This is a genomic window from Longimicrobium sp., from assembly GCF_036280135.1.
Lineage (GTDB): Bacteria > Gemmatimonadota > Gemmatimonadetes > Longimicrobiales > Longimicrobiaceae > Longimicrobium.
On the sequence record NZ_DASURI010000466.1, the window covers coordinates 1 to 17,231 of the forward strand.

Here is a 17,231-nt window from a genome sequence, read left to right on the forward strand (position 1 = left end):
AGGCTCACGTAACGCAAGAGAGCGCGGAGCGCCGCAACGGCCTAACAATCGGCTGCAGGGGATGCGGGGCCGGGCATGCTTTCAGCTGGAGGAGAGGCTTGCGCGCCGGCCCCGCACCCCTGACCCTTGTGTCGTTAGGCCCACTGGAACAAAGCCCCAGCGAATGGCCCGCGGTGCTGTGAGGGCTGTCGTTGCGCGTTCCATGCGCCGAAGCACCAGGTGCGGATCGGCCGGCGCTCTGCGAGATGCTTAACCCGAGAGGCTACGCCGGTGCGCATCCGCTCCAGATCGGCACCCGTTGGGGGCTCGTGCATCGGCGGGTGCCGTCGCGGGCCTAACAATCGGCTGCAGCGGATGCGGGGCCGCGCATGCTTTGGGGGAAGGGAAGGCTTATGCGGCGGCCCCGCACCACTGACCCTTGTGTCGTTAGGCGCTTAGTCCAGCGCGGACGCCCGAATCGGTAGGCCCTTTGCTGGCAACTGAAGTCGTTGTTTCTCGCGCGGCGAGGCTAGTACTACAGTTGCGCGTTCATTTGTTTTCGGCGGAGGCGCCTTTGGTAGTGGAAGTGCCGAGCTCGTGCCTGGTGGCGCCTCCGCCAGCGTGACCACCTGAGCACGGATTCGATCGGCTCCGGCTCCCCAAGCAGCACCGCTGAAAGAGACGCCGCACCTCCGCCACGCTCAAGGGCACGAGTTCGGCTTCCACCGGCGTACCGCAGGGATCCGGTGCCTCTACGCTGGAACCCCTTTTTTCGCCCGCGCCCGCTGCACGGCGAGGAAGGCGTGGGCCAGCAATCCCAAGGTGATGAATCGTTGCCAGCCGCCCCACTGCCTCACCTCGTACTCGTCCAGCCCCACCTCCTGCTTCGCCTGCTCGAAGCCGCTCTCGATGTGCCAGCGCAGCCCCGCTGCCTCGACCACCTCCTGCAGCGTGACCGCTTCGGGTGCAAACACGAAGTAGTAGGCGATGTCACCTGCGTCTTCGAGGCTCCGCCGCGCCAGCAGGAACCGCTTCCGTCCGGCGGGGAGACGGGAGGAATCCATCTCCAGCCACGCCCAGTCGTACAGGCGGGGCCCTTTGCTTCCTGCCCCTGCACTCAGGCACTGCCACGCTTCCGCGGCAAACCCCGCCACCACCTGGTCCACCCGCTGCGCTTCCCGTGCCTTCTGGCCCGGCAGGCGGGCGCAGGTTGCACGAAACCGCCAGCACGTAGCCCTGCTCTCGGCTCTCCAGACTCCTGCGCAATTCCTCGCTCTTGCCGTAGACCTCATCCCCCAGCATCCACGGCACGGGCCCGTCCACCTCATGCGCCCGCTCCAGCATCCGGAGCGCGAGCTGGGGTTTCGTCTGGAACTCCACGCCCTTCGGAATCCCTGCCTCGCGGCAGCGTTCTGGGTCCTTCGTCCAGTCCTGGGGCAGGTAGAGCTGCGCATCCACGTAGGCGCACTCCGACGTTGTCGCGTACGCGAGGAATACCCCCATCTGGCAGTTCTCCACCCGGCCCGCCGTTCCGCTGTACTGGCGGGCAACCCCGGCTGACTTCGTTCCCTTCTTCAGGAACCCCGACTCATCAACGATCCGCGCCAGAATCTCCTCAAGGCCCTCTCGCACATAGCGGCGGATCTCCTCGCGAACGCCTTCCACATCCCACGAGGAGCGACTGAGCAGGTGCTGCATCGCATACGGATCCGCGTCGCCAGCTGCCTGGGCAAGATGCCATCCGTTCTTCCGCTCCGCTTTGCCCAGCACGCCTTGCAGATGCAACTTCATCTGCTCATGCGTTCGGCTCCATGCCGCGTGCGGCCGCAGCCGCACATGCAATCGGTCGAACTCGTCCCGCCAGCCTTCGATCTGCGTAAGCTCTTCGGGTAATGGTGGGGACATCGGCGCGCTCCTGTTCAGAGTGGGCTTCGGACCCCAAGCTAAACGAGGTAAACAAAAATAGCACGACTGTAGTACTAGACTGGAGAACAGCCTACACGTCGCCCGCGGTTAACCATAGCTCGAGGGGAACTCATGGAAACGACCTTGTACGATCATGATGGACGTGCAGTGGCTTACATCGATTCCGACGGCGAATCTATTTACTTGTACGACGGAGAGCCGGTAGCTTGGATCGAAGGCGACTGCATTTACGCCTATGGCGGGAACTTCATAGGCTGGGTTGTGGCGGGCTGGGTTCTCGACAAAAATGGTGAGCGTGTTCTTCACTGATGGCGCGCGTGGTGGTCCTATGAAACCGGTACGGAATATCCGTCCCGTCCGAGGGGTGAGAGGGGTACGACCGATCCGCAGTGTGCGCGAAGTTCCTCCGGTGCGTCCTGCCCGTTCACTCAGTTGGTCTGCAGCGAGTGGAGAAGAATTCTTTTCCAAATAGAAGACGCGTCCGCCTCATGGCGCTGTCAGTCGTCTTGCGCCTTGGTGCCCGCCCGATCGGCGCCTAACAATCGGCTGCAGCGGATGCGGGGCCTTGCATGCTTTGGGGTGTGACGAAAGTCTTGCGCGGCGGCCCCGCACCACTGACCCTTGTGTCGTTAGGCCGCTAGACAAGCACCGCGGCCGCAAACGATCACGAGGTGGCTATCAGTTGTTTCAGCGGGCTTGGTCCAAGCAGCGAGGCGCTACCGCTTGCGCTGAATCCGCTGCATCTTGAGGAACACCAGTCCGTTGTCCTGCGCGTTCTGTACAGAGCATGACCTCAGGGATGAAATCGAAGAAGCAGCCTCTGCACCAGTGGAGCCAGATCGAGTGGCTGGTTGACGGCGAAGGCGAAATCACCATCGGACGCATGGGCAGCATTCAGTGCGCCGCAGTGGCTGCGGATGGGCACAACGCGCTCGCGATGCTCGTGAGACGTCCCGAAGAGTCGCTGCACGACCTGCTCTCGCGACTCGACGAGGCGATTCGCCTGGCGGTGGAGGAAGACGAGTACATCGACGAGATCAACGGATAGCCAGATGCTGTAGCTTGAACGAGGCAGCCAATCCGTAGCTTCCCACGCGGCCTAACAATCGGCTGCAGCGGATGCGGGGCCGCCCATGTTTTCAGCTGGACGAAGTCCCGGTGTGGCGTACGCGGCGCGTCGGCAGGCTTCCGTGCGCGGTGCTGCTCTGATGGTCCGCAATTTTTTCTCCTCCACCTAATCTTCGGAGTCCCAGATGCGGAAGCTCCACCTGAACACCGACGACCTGCGCGTTGAGTCGTTTGCCACGACGGACGCGGAGCCCGCGAGGCGCGGCACCGTGCACGCGCAGAGCGGGACCATCTCGAACGGCTTGGAGAGTTGCGGTTTCGACCAATGCGTCGGCTACAGTTCGAAGGCGCTGGTCTGCGATTGCGACACGACTTACACGCAGCGCCCGCCCGAGTGCGATCCGTCGGAGCAGACGTTGTGCGTCGGAAACACGCTCTGCGAGTAAGTTCCCGCGGCCGCCGTGTGTTCATCGCTGGTCCATTGCCAACTACAAGCTTGCGAACCGGCCTCAAATCCTTGGACCTTGTCTGTCACACTACCCTTTGTCGACGCGTCCACGGTTTCGATGGCGAACAACAGGCAGTCCGGTCGGGTGGGATGGCGAACAGCGGCTGCCACTGTGGCTCTCGGCGCCCTGGCCGCCGGATGGGCTGGAGCGCTGATCGCGCCGGCGGTCGCGATCGCCTACGGCGCACTGAGCTGTATCGCCTTTCTGCTATACCGACATGACAAGAACGCGGCTCAAGCTGGCAGGATGCGCACGAGAGAGCGCACTCTCCACCTGATCGACATACTCGGCGGCTGGCCGGGAGGACTTCTCGCTCAAGATCGCTTGCACCACAAGACGCGGAAAGCGACGTTCCAGCTCGTATTCTGGGCAACTGTGGCGATCAACTGCGCGCTGCTGGGCTGGCTGCTCAGTGCCGGCCGCCCCACGTAGTCCGTCCGTGTAGCGGCCTGACAATCGGCTGGAGGGATGGGGGCGATGAATGCTTTCGGGCGGAGGAACGTCTAGCGCGGCGGCCCCGCACCCCTGACCCTTGCGTCGTCAGGCGCGCTTTGCGCGGCCCCGGACTCGGCTGGGATGTCCTTGCTTCCGGTGCGGATACAAGCCAGACTGCCCCCGCGACGAGGTTATGACGATCCATGGGCATACACCACTTCGAACTGCCGCGTCACGAGCACGCATTCATTGGGACCTGGCACAGAGAACAAGGTCACCACCGTGAAAAGCGAGCGGTTCTACGTGATCACCGGTGCTTCTGGAGCCGGTAAGTCCACCATCCTGAAGGCACTCGGTTCCCTGGGGTACTCCTGTGTCCCCGAGATCGCCCTTGCCATCGTGCAGGAACAAGAGCAGTGCGGTGGAACCCTCTTCCCTTGGACCCACCCCCAGGCGTTCATGGAAGAGGTGCTCGCAAGAAACATCCAGGCGTACGACGCGGCTCAAGCCCTTCCGCCCCCGGTGTTCTTTGACCGTGGCATCCCTGAATGCCTGGCGCACATGCGGCTGCTTGGCCTGCGGGTCAGGCCTGACCATGTCGTCGAGGCGGCGAAGCGTTACTACGCCAGGAAGGTCTTCGTGGCAGAACCGTGGGCGGATGTGTATGTCCGCGATCAATGGCGCCACGCAACGTTCGAACGTGCAGCGCGATCCTTTGAGCCCACGGTGGCCGCCTATGCAGAGAAGGGCTACCGCACGTGCGTTTTGCCCCAGGTGCCGGTACCGGAGCGCGTAGCGTTCATCCTCGAGCAGCTGGAAGCGGGCGCCTAGACGGCCATAGCCAAGAGAGGGTCCAGCTCTCCTTGCACCTTGCCATCGGCTGCGGGAAATGTGGAGCCGGACGCGATTTCGGGCGATGCAAGGCTCGCCCGCCGGCCCCGCACCGCTGGCTCAATATCGTCAGGCCGCAAATCGAGGATCCATGTCACGCACGCTCCGGCTCGTCCCGTACAGTACCGATTGGCCCGCGCGCTTCGAAGCAGAGGCGGCACGGCTGCGAATGGCGCTGGGAGGCGCGGCCGAGGCCATCGAGCACGTGGGGAGCACGGCCGTGCCGGAACTCGCGGGCAAGCCGGTGCTCGACGTGGCGATCGCGGTCACGAGCGAGGCCGCGGCCGACGCGTGCATCGCCCCGCTCCAGGCGCTCGGATACGAGTACCGCGGCCCCTACGGCGACGACCCACGCCGGCGCTACTACGTACGCGACGTCAACGGCGCGCGGGCGGTGCAGATTCACCTCTACGTGCTGCCGGCCACGGCCTGGGACGAGAAGCTGGCGTTCCGCGACGCGCTCCGGGCGGATCCAGCGCTGGCGGCCGCGTACGCGGCCGAGAAGCAGCGCGTCGCGGACGCGGTCGACTGGGACAAGGGCGCCTACTCGCTGGCGAAGGGCCCGTTCGTGGAGCGCGTGCTCGCGGCGCTCCGCGCTCGACGGGACCTGGACGCCCGCCCTTCCGGGCCCTGACCATCGACCGCAGGGGATACGGGCCGTCCCTGCCCGCGCGCGGGACGGGCGTCGTGCGCGCCCGTCCCGCACCCCGACCCTCGTATCATTCGCCCTCAAAACACACATGCGCCCCCTTTCCGAGCTCATCGATCACGAGGAATCGGCCTGGCCGCTCGTGCAGGAATGGATCAGCGAGGCTTCGGTACCCGTCGAAGTCCTTCCGGCTGAACGCGCGGCGGGAGATGCCGCCCTGTACGCTTCGCAGGTGACGACACGAAGTCCGATGGGGGCCATCGCGCACAATTCCGCCGGTCTCTTGATCGACAATGGCTGGCTGCGTGTGCTCGGGGCGGGCAGGCATCCCCGGTTCCATCGCTCGCTCCCGGAGTGGAACGAGGGGAGAGCAAACGGGTTCCACTTGGTTGCCGACGACGCGGTTGGCGGCTTCTTTGCGCTCAACGGCGGAGCGCTCGGCACAGACCTTGGCAACGTCTACTTCTACGCTCCCGATCTGCTTCGGTGGGAGCCATGTGGATCTGGCTATTCGATGCTTCTTGTGTGGGCCATGTCCGGGAAGCTCGAGGAGTTCTATCGCTCGTTGCGGTGGGACGGCTGGGTCGCCGAGGTCAAACGTTTGAGCGGAGATCAGGCGATCAACATCTACCCGTTCCTGTCCGTCGAGGGTGAGCCGATCAAGGAACGCCGACGTATGCCGGTTCCGGTCGCCGAGCGGTGGGAATTCCAGGGCAGCCTGCAGCGGCAGCTCGATCGTATCGGGGGCTGACGCTGCACTCATGCACCATGGACAGGGCCCCAAGCATCACCCCATCCATCCGCCCATGCCTTCCGCGCTGTTTCCGCTGGACACCGATCATCCCCGAACGATGGACGCCGCGTGACACGCACAGCGCTGCTGCTCCTCTGTCTGCTCGCGGCCCCGGCGGCTCCGGCGGCCGCACAGCCGGTCGCGGACACCGTTCAGCTCGCCGTGCCGGGCGGAATCCTGCATGGCACCCTGCTGCGGCCCGCGGGCGCGGGGCCGTACCCGGTCGCCCTGATCCTGGCCGGGTCGGGCCCCACGGACCGGGACGGCAACAATCCCTTCGGCGGCCACAACGACTCGCTCCGCAAGCTGGCCGAAGGGCTGGCCGAGCACGGTGTCGCGTCCATCCGCTTCGACAAGCGCGGCGTCGCGGCCAGCATCGACGCGGGGCCGGACGAGTATGATCTGCGCTTTGACACCTACGTGGACGACGCGGCGCGCTGGCTTCGCCGCCTTCGCGCGGACCGCCGCTTTTCGCGCGTCGTGGTGGTGGGACACAGCGAGGGCTCGCTCATCGGGATGATCGCCGCGCGGGCGGGGCGGGCGCACGGCTTTGTGTCCCTGGCCGGGCTGGGGAGCCGGCCCGGGATCGTGTTCCGGGCCCAGATCCGGGAGTCGAGCCCTTCCGTGGCCAGCTCCGCGGACTCCATCTTCACCTTGCTGGAAGCCGGGCAACTGGTGCGACGCGTTCCCCCGGACCTGGAATTCGTCTTTCGGCGCAGCGTGCAGCCGTACTTCATCTCGCTGCTGCGCCGCGACCCCGTGCGGGAGATCGTCCGGCTCCGGGTTCCCGTGCTTCTCGTCCAGGGGACCGCGGACATCCAGGTGCCGGCGGATGAGGTCCAGCTGCTGGCCCGCGCCCTTCCCCGGGCCCGTGTGCTCCTCCTCGAAGGAATGAACCATATCCTCGTCGAGGCGCCGATGGACCGGGCAGGGAACATGGCCACCTACAACGAGCCCGCCCGTCCGCTCGCGCCGGGGCTGGTGGAGGCGGTTGCCGCGTTCGCCGCGGCCGGCGCGCGCTGAGGCGGCGAACCAGGCGCGGCGGCGGGCGCCCGCCGAAGGGCGGGGCACTTCCAGGTCAGCGAGGGATCAAGGGTATGCCGCTCAAGCGGATGGACAACGTCCTCATCGTCGTGGACGATCTCGAGGCCGTACAGGCGTTCTTCATCGAGCTGGGCCTCACGCTCGAGGGCGAGACGACGGTCGAAGGGCCCGCGGTCGGGGCGCTGATCGGGCTGCAGGATGTCCGGGCCACCCTCGCGATGCTGCGGACGCCCGATGGTCAGGGGATCGAGCTGGACAAGTTCCACACGCCCCATGGGGTCCGGTTTGAGCCCGTGGACGCGCCCCTAAACTCGCTGGGCATCCGTCGCGTCATGTTCGCCGTCGACGGCATCGACGAGATCGTCGCGCGCGTGCGGGCCCACGGGGCCGAGCTCATCGGCGAGATGCGGTACGGGGACACGTACCGGCTGGTCTACATCCGCGGGCCCGAGGGCATCGTCGTCGCGCTCGCCGAGCAGCTCGGCTAGACTTGGGTCGTCAGAGTCATTCTGGGGCCATGTACGCTTTCTCCGGACGGCTTGCGGATCGGTCTCGCACCTCTGACCTTTGATCCAGTACGCTGACTCCGGCGTCAGCCACTCGGACAATCCAGATTGCCTCGCTGTACGACCCGCGCTTAAACCGGACAATCCCATTGTTGCGCGTCGCGCACTGCACGATCTTGAGGTCAAGCAACCCTGTCTGCTAGCAATATACGAGGGGAAATTCCAGCATGGGTTTTGTTCCAGCGCAATGTCCGACGTGCGGTCGAGACATACAAGTTCCCGACGACGTCGCTCGTTCCAACTGCATGTATTGCGGAGCAACGATCGAGCTTGCTGAATCTCGGAGGGCAGCTGCTCCTACTCTGAATAACTACCTCGGTTTGGCCCGAACTGCCTTGCGGGCAGGAAACAACTCGGAGGCGGAGCAATACTTCAATCGTGTACTCGAGATTGATCCTGCCATATCGGAAGCTTGGGTCGGAAAGGGCAAAGCCGCGGCTTGGCAGTCGTCCCTTGTAAACATCAGGTTATCAGAGATGGAAGTTGCCTTCTCGCACGCAATCGCGATAGCGAGCGATGCTGAGCGAAAGAATGTGGTAGATACGTGCGTCGATGAGATGAATTCTCTGGTCGTAACATTGTACGGCATGGCGAGGAATTACATGCTGGAGTACGTGGCTCTCAATAAGACTTGGGTCACATACCTGGCGCAAATCTCCCAGTGCTTGCTGGCCTTGACGCCGCATTGTCGTGGGACGGTTCGAATCAAACCACGCTTAAGAACATCGTGCATCTATGCAAAGACACCATTGAGGGTGTAGCGTTTCGGGACCCCTTTGACAACAATACCCCTAAGACGTGGCATCTTTCGCCTCAATATGAGGCCCAGATAAAAGCCAAGTTGGATTTGGCGTCCACGAAGCTCCGAGCGCTGGATTCGACTTACAGTCCACCGGTACTCGATAAGCAAAAGGCGGATGCATGTTTTGTTGTCACCGCAACAATGGGGTCCCCTGATCACCCTTACGTGAGCACTCTCCGGTTGTTCAGAGATCAGGAGTTGGCTACACGCCCCATCGGGCGCTCGTTCATCGAATGGTATCGGAAGAATGGGCCGAAGCTTGCTGCCCTGATCGCGGATCGTCCGATTCTGCGCCGTGCTGCTCTGCATTTGCTCGTTCGACCTGCCGCGGCGCTTGCCACGATGGTGCAACGGGAGCGTGAAGGGGGTGACAGCTAAGGTAGGGAAGGAGTGCGGCGGGATCTCCTTGTGCACGGAGTGCGGCTGCTTCGACCGGCTCCTGAACCCGGGCCGGTCACTGCGCTGATCTCGCATCCGCTCATCCCTGAGCGCCGGGGCTTCGTCACGGGCGCGCGCGGATGATCCCGCCGTCGTCGCGGGGATAAGCAGGCGCCGCGAGATTGGGATCAGCACGACGGGCCGGAGCCCGCCGCGCGAGCAGAGCACCTGCGCACCGTTTTGCCGGGCCCGCGCGGCCCGGACCGCGCGCCGCGAGGCGTGAGACGTCGAGAACGCAGGGCCCAACGAGGCCCCCACCCGGCACAGCGGCCGGGGAGGGGGCCTCGTTTTCGTTCGCACCAGCCCCTGCCAACGACCGCGCGAGAAACGGACACTGCATCCCATTCCGCAGGAGCACGACGATGGTCAAGGCACACCTTCTCGTCGACAGCTTTACCGGCACCGTGGTCGACGCGACCAAGTGGGTCGCGTTCGGGCCGGTTCAGCAGGCCGGCAGCGTCATCGTGACGCCGGCCGCCAGCACGGCGTTCAGCTACGGCGGATACGTCTCGGCCCGCCGGTACGACCTCACCGGCTCGGAGGTCCGCGTGGAGCTGCAGCAGGTGCTGAACCCCGCCGCGGGCGCGCGCACCTACCTGGCCGTGAAGCTCAACAACCAGAACGGGCTGTCCCTCGTGGTGGAGAACGGCGCCCTGCTGGCCGTGCAGCTGGTGGCCAACGTCACCACGGTGCTGGCGTCCGTGACGTACTGCCCCACGCTGCACCGCTGGCTGCGGCTGCGCGAGAGCACGGGCGTGGCGTACTGGGAAGCCTCGCCCGACGGAAAGACGTGGACGGTGCTGGCGGCCCGCCCCAGCCCCCTCCGCCTGGACGACGTGCTGATCGAGATCGGCGCGGGGACGGACGTGGCGGCGGCCAGCCCGGGCCAGGCCGTGTTCGACCGGGTGAACCTGCCGGCGGGCATCCCCGCGCGGCGCATCGAGGAGCGGCGGCTGGGGGCGCTGGGCATCCGCGAGCAGGTGGCGGCGCTGGACGCGGACCGGCCCCACGCCCTCCACGCCAGCAACGACGACGAGGTCAACTATCCGGCCATCGGCCTCATCGGCAGCTACTCCAAGGGGCTGCGCCACGACGCCCTGGGCGACCCCGAGCCGCACGCGTACGCGTCGCTGCTGCGGGCGCTGGAAAGCGGGGACCCGGGTGACTTCGAGGAGATCATCCTGGGCCCCGGCGGAAAGAAGCTCACCAACCCGCAGGCCGGGCTGGCGTTCCACCTGGAGGCGCCGGACCCGCAGGAATTCACCGTTCCGCCGGCACCCCGCTTCGACAGCCGGGTGGAGGCGCACGAGATGGGCGAGCTGTACTGGATGGCCGTCGCGCGCGACGTGCACTTCGCCAGCTACGGGACGGACCCCGTCATTGCGCAGGCCGTCGCCTCGCTGAACAACGAGTTCCCCGCGTTCGGCGGCACGGTGCCGGTGACCACGCAGAACGTCTTTCGCGGCATCTACCCGGGCGAGCAGGTGGGGCCGTACGTCTCGCAGTTCCTGTGGAAGGGGAACGCCGATCCCCGCAAGCCGGACGGCCAGGGCCGCGACGCCGACGAGGGGTACATCACCTACGGCTCGCAGGTGATCGACCAGCGGCAGCTGACGGTGCAGCCGGGCGTGGACTACCTGACGAGCTTCGCGCCCTGGCTCAACGCGCAGAACGGGGCGGACTTCCGGGGGCAGGACCAGTTCGACACGCAGCGGCGCTTCATCCGCAACCTCCGCGACGGGACCAGCTACGTGCACTTTGACCAGGTGATCAACGCGTTCTACAACGCGGCGACGATCCTGCTGGCGGAGCCCACGGGCAACCAGCTCAACGGTGTGGGCGCGGGGCGGCCCATGGTGGACATGGAGTTCCCGTTCGGCAACGGCAACCCGTACGATTCGCCGGGGACGGTGCGCGACTCGCGCACGCAGGCGGGCTTCGTCACCTTTGGCCCCGTGCACCTGCTGGAGCTGCTGAACGAGGGGGTGGCGCGGGCGCTGCGGGCCACGTGGTTCCAGAAGTGGTTCGTGCACCGCAGGCTGCGGCCGGAGGAGTTCGGCGGGCGCATCGACAACTGGCTGAACGCCCGGCGGGACTACCCCATCCACGTGAGCATCCGCAACTCGCTGCAGGGGGGCGGCCTGGCGCCGTACTACGGCCAGGCGGGGGAGCGCTTTCCCTCGTACCTGCTGCCGCAGGCCTTTCCCGAGGGCGCGCCCACGCACCCGGCGTACGCGGCGGGGCACGCCACGGGCGCGGGGGCGGCCGTCACCCTCCTCAAGGCGTTCTTCGACGGCAACACGCCCATCGAGAACCCGCTCATCCCCAACGCCGCGGGCACGGCGCTGGTGCCCTACACGGGCGCGGACGCGGGGCAGATGACGGTGACGGGCGAGCTGAACAAGCTGGCCGGCAACATCGCCCTCTTCCGCAACGCGGCGGGCGTGCACTGGCGCAGCGACTACACCTACTCGCTGCTGCTGGGCGAGGCGGTGCCATCGCGCTGCTGCAGGAGCTGAGCGTCACCTACAACGAGGACGGCGGCTTCTTTCAGCTCACGCGCTTCAACGGACAGGTGATCGCCATCCAGGATGGCCGGGTGGAGACCCTCTGAGCCGATGCGGATGAAGTGACGAGACCGGCCCCGCGGCGAACATGCCGCGGGGCCGGTCGGGCCTGCCGGTTGGGACGGGGCCGCTGCCTTTTCCTGGATTGGCGCGCTGGTTAGGTTCTCCCGGCCACCGATCCAGCCACCCGCCGGACGTCACCACCCACGACCCACCCACACGGAAACCGATGTCTGCCCTGAGCCCCATCCTTACCTGGACGTTCGTCGAAGAGATCGCCGTGCCCGCGGAGATCCGCGCGCTGCTGATCGACGGAGAAGAGCCGGTGGGAGCGTACCGCACCATCCGCGACGTGGCGACGATCACCAACAAGCGGATCATCATCGCCGACAAGCAGGGACTCACGGGAAAGAAGGTGGAGATCTACACCATCCCGTTCAAGTCCATCGTCATGTATTCCACCGAGAACGCGGGGTCGTTCCTGGATTTCAACGCCGAGCTGGAGCTCTGGACCAGGGCGGGGCACTTCAAGATCAACCTCAACAAGGGGATCGACATCCGCAAGCTGGACCGCCTGATCGCGAGCTACATCCTCTAGCGCGTGTGCGCGTCGCCAGGGCGCGCCCCGGTGAGCGCGCCACGGCGATGCGCATCCACACGGACCCGGCGCGGCGGTTCTCCCTCACCCGGCCGGTGCCCTTCAATGCGTGCGGATGCGGTCGACGATCGGCTGCGGCGGATGCGGGGCCGCTCATACTCTCGCTGACGACAGGCTTGCGCGCCGGCCCCGCAGGATCGAGGCAGTGATGTGGGTCACGGTCTTCGTGATCGTCCTCCTGTCGCTGCAGGAACGGCGGATTGTGGCTTGCTCCTGCGCGACACGCGGGTCAACCATGCCTTCGATGGATGACCGGCTCGCGTGCGGTCCCGCACCCCTGATCCGTCGGCGTTCGGCGGCTTCCACGGCAATCTGACCTGACGAGGTTTCATCCGATGAGCGCACACGTCCTCGACCACGGCGGTTGCCGCCTTGCCTACGAAGTCGAGGGCGAGGGTCCGCCCGTGCTCTTCATCCAGGGTGTCGGCGTGCACGGGCGCGGCTGGTCCCCCCAGGTCGAGGCGCTCTCGTCCGGGTTCCGCTGCCTCTCCTTCGACAACCGTGGCATGGGGGACAGCCAGCCCCTCACACAGCCGCTCACGGTGGAGCAGATGGCGGACGATGCCCTGGCGCTCCTCACCTGCCAGGGGTGGGATTCTGCCCACGTGGTCGGGCACTCCCTGGGCGGGCCGGTCGCACTGGAGCTGGCGCTCTCGGCACCGGAGCGGGTGCGCAGCCTTTCGCTCCTGTGCACCGTCGCTCGCGGGCGCGATGCCACCCGGCTCTCCCGGCGGATGCTGTGGCTGGGGCTGCGTTCCTCGCTCGGTACGCGGCGGATGCGGCGGCGTGCGTTCCTGGAGATCGTCCTGCCCCCCGGGGCGGTTGTCCCGGACGAGGCGGAGGAGCTGGCGGCGAGCCTGGAACCGCTCTTCGGGCACGATCTGGCGGACCAGCCGCCGGTGGCGATGCGGCAGCTGCGGGCCCTGCGCGCGTACGATGCGAGCACGCGGCTGGGCCAGTTGGCAGGCGTGCCCACGCTGGTCGTAAGCGCAACGCACGATCCGATCGCTCCGCCACGGTACGGACGAGCGCTGGCGCAGGGCGTGCCGGGCGCCCGCTTCGTGGAGGTGAGCGATGCCTCGCACGGAGTGACCATCCAGCGCGCGGAGCAGATCAACGCCCTGCTGCGGGAGCACCTCACGCGCGCGGAGGGGCTGCGTCATTCCTGAGCCCGTACCGTCCCGCGGCTGCCCTGAACCGGATCACGCGTAGTCCGGCCTGGACGATGTCGGCGACTCGGCAAGGATTCCAGCTCGCCGGCGTGCACGACGACGCAGCGGCGGCTGAGGGCGGTCAATCGAGGGAAAAGCCGGCCCCGTGGCATCGTCGCCGCGGGGCCGGTCCGCCGTTCGGATTGCGCGAGCTCGCGCGTTCTCGCACCGTGCTCCGTCGTAACGCTTCCCGAACCTGGATCAGATGATGCGCCTCGTCCACCTTGCCGTCATGGCGTCCGTCGCCGCCGCGGCCCTGCCCGGTGCCGCGCCGGCGCAGCGCCTGCCCTCCGGCAGCGGGGCCCTCGTGGGGATCGTCCGTGACGCGGCGAGCGGCCGGCCCGTCGCGCGGGCGCACGTCTGCGTGGTGCTGCCGGATGCGCGCGGGACCCGCTGGTCGCGCTGCGCGCCGGTGGACTCGTCCGCCGCGTTCCGCGTGGACAGCCTTCCCGCGGGGACGCTGGAGGTCAACGTCTCGTGCGGGACCGTCCGCATCTTCGGGGAGCGGATCGCGTCCGGGGAGGTCCGCGTGTCCGAGGGCGCCGCCACGCGGCGGGACTGGGCCGTGGACACGGCGGTGTGCGATCCGCGTCCCCTCCGCAGCATCACGGGTGCGTTCCGGGGCTACTACACGCCCGGCTTCGAGTCCAGCGAGTTCGTTCCCTGCATGGAGGACGCGTGGTTCGTTCCGTCCGACTCGCTGCGGACGGGGTCCCTGGACCAGCGGCGCGCCTGGGCCATCCTGCGGGGCGCGCGGTTCCCGGACGGCTTCACGCCGGGGGACGCGCCGCGCGATTCGTACGGCAATCCCCGGTACTACGTCCACTGGCGGGGCACCGTCACGGGGCCCGGCTCCTACGGGCACATGGGCGTGTCGATCTTCGAGATGCGCGTGGACAGCGTGTTGGAGCTCCGCGCCCCGCGCGTGGACGACTGCGCGCCCGTGCAGGCCGCGCGAGGCGATCCGCGCACCCTGGCCCCCGCCGGCAGGGCTCCGGCCGATCCCGCGTCACCCGGAATCCCCACGCTCCGGGAAAAGCTGCGATCCCGGTCCTGATCGGGGCCACGGACGCGGGGATTTCGCGCGGGATGCGTCCCCGGCGCTATACTGCATCCGCAACGGCGGAAACCCCTCTAGCCAACGCGGGTCCCCATGGCGCAACCGATCTGTCCCGACTGCCAGCGGCGCATGGAAGGCGGCTACATGCTGAACGGCGTGCCCGCCAGCGGCCACGTGGCCGCGGGGACCTGGGTGGAGGGGCCGCCGGAAAAGGGCTTCTGGGGGCTCAAGCTCAAGGGCCGCCGCCAGCTCACTGTCTACGCCTGGCGCTGCCCCGGCTGCACGCAGGTGCGCCTGTACGCGCCGGAGTGACTTCGGACCCGGGGGAGCGAAGATCCGGGGTGGGCGGGCGTTTACTGCCACCGCATTCGCGTGAAAACGAATCGGTTGCTCTTTTCCCGCGCGTGGGCTTTGTCCTTCCTCGAATCGCCGAGGAGCGATCAGGGACGGCCCTCCGCCAGCCAGCGCAGCCACGCGGATTCCAGCGCCTGCATGCTGCCGGGCAGCGCGGGCGCGCGCCGTTGCGCCAGGCGCAGCGCCTCGTCCAGGGTGCGGCCGCGCGCCAGGGACTCAGTCAGGCCGCGCAGCGTCTCCGGACCGCCACGCTCGGAGAGGAACTCGCCCAAGGAAAGGGACTGCGCGTAGAACATGGGCGCGTTCAGGTTGCGCAGCAGCTCGCGCGCGGCCTCGCCGCGGATCACCTGCACGGGCAGCCCCTCCGTGGAGGCCGGCGCCTCGCCGCGCGGGCGTACGGCGACGGCCGCGCTCACGGGGTGGGGCATGCGCGACAGCACGTCCAGGGAGATGCGCTCGTCCAGGCTGGCGCGCAGGTACGCGCGGCGGCGGTCCCGCGCGGCCGGGCTCTCGCAGAGCGTGGCGGCCATCTCGTCGAACCAGTCGGGGAGCGCGTCGCCGCCGTAGCCGGGTTGCGGCGCCGTCCGCCGGCTCCCCGCGTCGTCCGCCAGCCCGGCCACGAACTGGTGGCACACCTCGTGGCCCAGCGTGTTGCCTTCCGCGCGAAAGCGGGCGGACGCCTGCGCGTACGCGGCGGCGGCGTTGGGCCGGCTGGCGCCCTTGCGGTACTCCAGGCGCAGGGGCGCGCCGTCGCGCCGCAGCTCCAGGCGGACGGGCGCGCCCGCCGGCAGGGCTCCGAAGCGCGCGGCCAGCGAGTCCAGGGGCGCGGCGGGATCGCCGTTCACCCGCACGACCTCGTCATCGGCGCGCAGCCCCGCGGCACGCGCGGCGCCGGTGCCGGGCTCCACCACGCGCGCGGCGCCGTCCACCTGCTTGAGCAGGGCGCCGTCGTCCAGCGCGAGCAGGTCATCCGTCCCGGAGGCCGACCCCACGGCCGCGCGGGTGACGAACGGCACGAAGCCGGCGCCCGGGCGGCGCAGCGAGGCCAGGTCCATGGCCCGGAACGCGGCCGGGCTGTCCGCCAGCACGACGACCACGTCGCCCGGCTCCGCGCCAAATCGGCCACGGAATGCGTGCTGGGCCTCCTGGACTTCGCGGATGCCGTCCAGCAGCGACTCGCGCGAGGGGGCGTAGAGCGTGATCCCGCCGGACCGCGCGGCCACGTAGCCCGGCGGGGGGCGGGGCGTGGCGCGCGCCAGCGGGCCGTCCCCGCGCAGCACGGCCACGGTGGCGAGCGCGGCGGCCACGCCCGCGGCCATGCTGGCCGCGTGCAGCGCGCGCCGTCTGCGGTCCTGCGTCATCGGGATGACCGGTGTGAAAGGGAAGGGCCCGGCGCGGCGGCCGCCGCGCCGGGCCCGGGTACCGCGGCGGTGCGTCAGATGGTGTCGAGCTGGCCGTCCACGTAGATGAGCCAGACCTCGTCCACGTTGCCGGCGCCGTCCGTCCAGATGATGGACTGCTCGGCGGCCGGGGCCGGCGCCGGGGTGGTCGCGGCGAAGGCGAAGAGCGCGACGGCGAACGCGGCAAGGAACGATTTGGCGAAACGCATGGGTGCCTCACAGCTTGGGAGGGGGGGACCCGCCGCCGGGAGGCGACGGGGACGAACCAGTGGGCCCACTGCTCCGTAGGGTACATTGCAATCCCATATCCAGACAATGTTTGATGAGGCGATTCCTTGCCGCTGGCGTCACGGCCGGCACCGGCCGGCGAGCCAGCGGTCCAGGAGCCATTCCCATCCCAGCGTGCCCCGCACGGCCACGGGCGTGACCCCGAAGGTGCGGGTGAGCTGCCACGACAGGCCCGAGCGGTCCGCGTAGCCCAGCGCCAGGGCGAGCGGGGCGAGGGCCGCGTCCGGCTGCGCCTGGATGCGCAGGGCGGCGTGCAGGGCCCGCGCCACCTGGTGCCACGCGGAGGGCGGGGGAAGGCCGTCCACCCGCATCCGGTGCCGCGCCGTGCGCTCGGACTCTCCCATCGCCTCCAGCAGCTCGCGCAGGGGCTCGCGGCGGTCCGCCCGGCCCATCACCCGTCGCACGATGGCGGCCGGCGCCGGCGCGAGCGGGCGGCCCCGCAGGGCGAGCCACTCCAGCACGTCGTCCCCCAGGTCGTCGGGGTGCGTGAGGATGGGGCGCAGCGTGTCGGCCAGCGGCTCGTGGACGGCCACCACGGCGCGGACGCGAAGGTGGGCGGCCCGCTGCGCCAGCCGCAGGGTGGCGGCGTCGAG

General features: G+C 68.1%; 16 protein-coding genes and 3 pseudogenes. 15 read left to right on the forward strand and 4 right to left on the reverse strand.

Translation table 11 applies throughout. The features are described 5' to 3' along the window. Positions 1-731: 731 nt before the first annotated feature. Positions 732-1,884, reverse strand: a pseudogene (locus tag VFZ20_RS15030) (IS701 family transposase). 132 nt (positions 1,885-2,016) lie between these two features. Between VFZ20_RS15030 and VFZ20_RS32945 the strand changes: the two are divergent. The 15 genes and pseudogenes from VFZ20_RS32945 to VFZ20_RS15100 all read left to right on the forward strand — a co-directional run bounded on the left by VFZ20_RS32945 (position 2,017) and on the right by VFZ20_RS15100 (position 14,908). Then, positions 2,017-2,377: pseudogene (locus tag VFZ20_RS32945) on the forward strand (4-fold beta flower protein). A gap of 327 nt (positions 2,378-2,704) precedes the next feature. Then, entirely contained in the window at positions 2,705-2,953 is a 249-nt protein-coding gene (locus VFZ20_RS15040; RefSeq protein WP_329684723.1) for a hypothetical protein, read from the forward strand. 205 nt (positions 2,954-3,158) lie between these two features. Beyond that, entirely contained in the window at positions 3,159-3,419 is a 261-nt protein-coding gene (locus VFZ20_RS15045) for a hypothetical protein (RefSeq protein WP_329684724.1), read from the forward strand. Positions 3,420-3,593: 174 nt separating this feature from the next. After that, positions 3,594-3,914 (forward strand): DUF1294 domain-containing protein, encoded by a 321-nt coding sequence (locus VFZ20_RS15050; RefSeq protein WP_329684725.1) that lies wholly within the window; start codon positions 3,594-3,596, stop codon positions 3,912-3,914. Between the two features lie 285 nt (positions 3,915-4,199). After that, entirely contained in the window at positions 4,200-4,748 is a 549-nt protein-coding gene (locus tag VFZ20_RS15055) for an AAA family ATPase (protein ID WP_329684726.1), read from the forward strand. A gap of 151 nt (positions 4,749-4,899) precedes the next feature. Then, complete coding sequence (locus tag VFZ20_RS15060) at positions 4,900-5,442, forward strand: GrpB family protein (protein ID WP_329684727.1); 543 nt, start codon at positions 4,900-4,902, stop codon at positions 5,440-5,442. A gap of 106 nt (positions 5,443-5,548) precedes the next feature. Beyond that, complete coding sequence (locus VFZ20_RS15065) at positions 5,549-6,208, forward strand: DUF2625 family protein (protein ID WP_329684728.1); 660 nt, start codon at positions 5,549-5,551, stop codon at positions 6,206-6,208. A 111-nt stretch (positions 6,209-6,319) separates the two neighbouring features. After that, positions 6,320-7,273, forward strand: a complete 954-nt coding sequence (locus tag VFZ20_RS15070; RefSeq protein WP_329684729.1) for an alpha/beta hydrolase — start codon at positions 6,320-6,322, stop codon at positions 7,271-7,273. A gap of 74 nt (positions 7,274-7,347) precedes the next feature. Continuing rightward, complete coding sequence (locus tag VFZ20_RS15075) at positions 7,348-7,782, forward strand: VOC family protein (protein ID WP_329684730.1); 435 nt, start codon at positions 7,348-7,350, stop codon at positions 7,780-7,782. An 805-nt stretch (positions 7,783-8,587) separates the two neighbouring features. Next, a complete protein-coding gene (locus VFZ20_RS32950) occupies positions 8,588-9,040 on the forward strand; it encodes a CFI-box-CTERM domain-containing protein (RefSeq protein ID WP_414682942.1) in 453 nt (150 codons plus the stop codon). 422 nt (positions 9,041-9,462) lie between these two features. After that, a complete protein-coding gene (locus VFZ20_RS15080; RefSeq protein WP_329684731.1) occupies positions 9,463-11,619 on the forward strand; it encodes a hypothetical protein in 2,157 nt (718 codons plus the stop codon). A 277-nt stretch (positions 11,620-11,896) separates the two neighbouring features. Next, positions 11,897-12,265, forward strand: coding sequence for a PH domain-containing protein (locus VFZ20_RS15085; protein WP_329684732.1), 369 nt, complete (start codon positions 11,897-11,899; stop codon positions 12,263-12,265). 395 nt (positions 12,266-12,660) lie between these two features. Next, positions 12,661-13,494 carry an alpha/beta fold hydrolase gene (locus tag VFZ20_RS15090; RefSeq protein ID WP_329684733.1) on the forward strand — a complete coding sequence of 278 codons (834 nt, stop codon included), beginning with the start codon at positions 12,661-12,663 and terminating at the stop codon, positions 13,492-13,494. A gap of 247 nt (positions 13,495-13,741) precedes the next feature. After that, entirely contained in the window at positions 13,742-14,593 is an 852-nt protein-coding gene (locus VFZ20_RS15095; protein ID WP_329684734.1) for a carboxypeptidase-like regulatory domain-containing protein, read from the forward strand. A 96-nt stretch (positions 14,594-14,689) separates the two neighbouring features. Then, entirely contained in the window at positions 14,690-14,908 is a 219-nt protein-coding gene (locus tag VFZ20_RS15100) for a hypothetical protein (RefSeq protein ID WP_329684735.1), read from the forward strand. 128 nt (positions 14,909-15,036) lie between these two features. On the opposite strand, the gene VFZ20_RS15105 is transcribed toward VFZ20_RS15100, so the two are convergent. The 3 genes and pseudogenes from VFZ20_RS15105 to VFZ20_RS15115 all read right to left on the reverse strand — a co-directional run. Next, on the reverse strand, positions 15,037-16,311 hold the full coding sequence (locus VFZ20_RS15105) for a PDZ domain-containing protein (RefSeq protein ID WP_329684736.1): 1,275 nt from the start codon (positions 16,309-16,311) through the stop codon (positions 15,037-15,039). Between the two features lie 74 nt (positions 16,312-16,385). Then, the gene (locus VFZ20_RS15110; RefSeq protein WP_329684737.1) at positions 16,386-16,559 is read right to left on the reverse strand and encodes a hypothetical protein; all 174 of its coding nucleotides are present in this window, start codon (positions 16,557-16,559) and stop codon (positions 16,386-16,388) included. Between the two features lie 138 nt (positions 16,560-16,697). Continuing rightward, positions 16,698-17,231, reverse strand: a pseudogene (locus tag VFZ20_RS15115) (hypothetical protein); the annotation flags it as partial.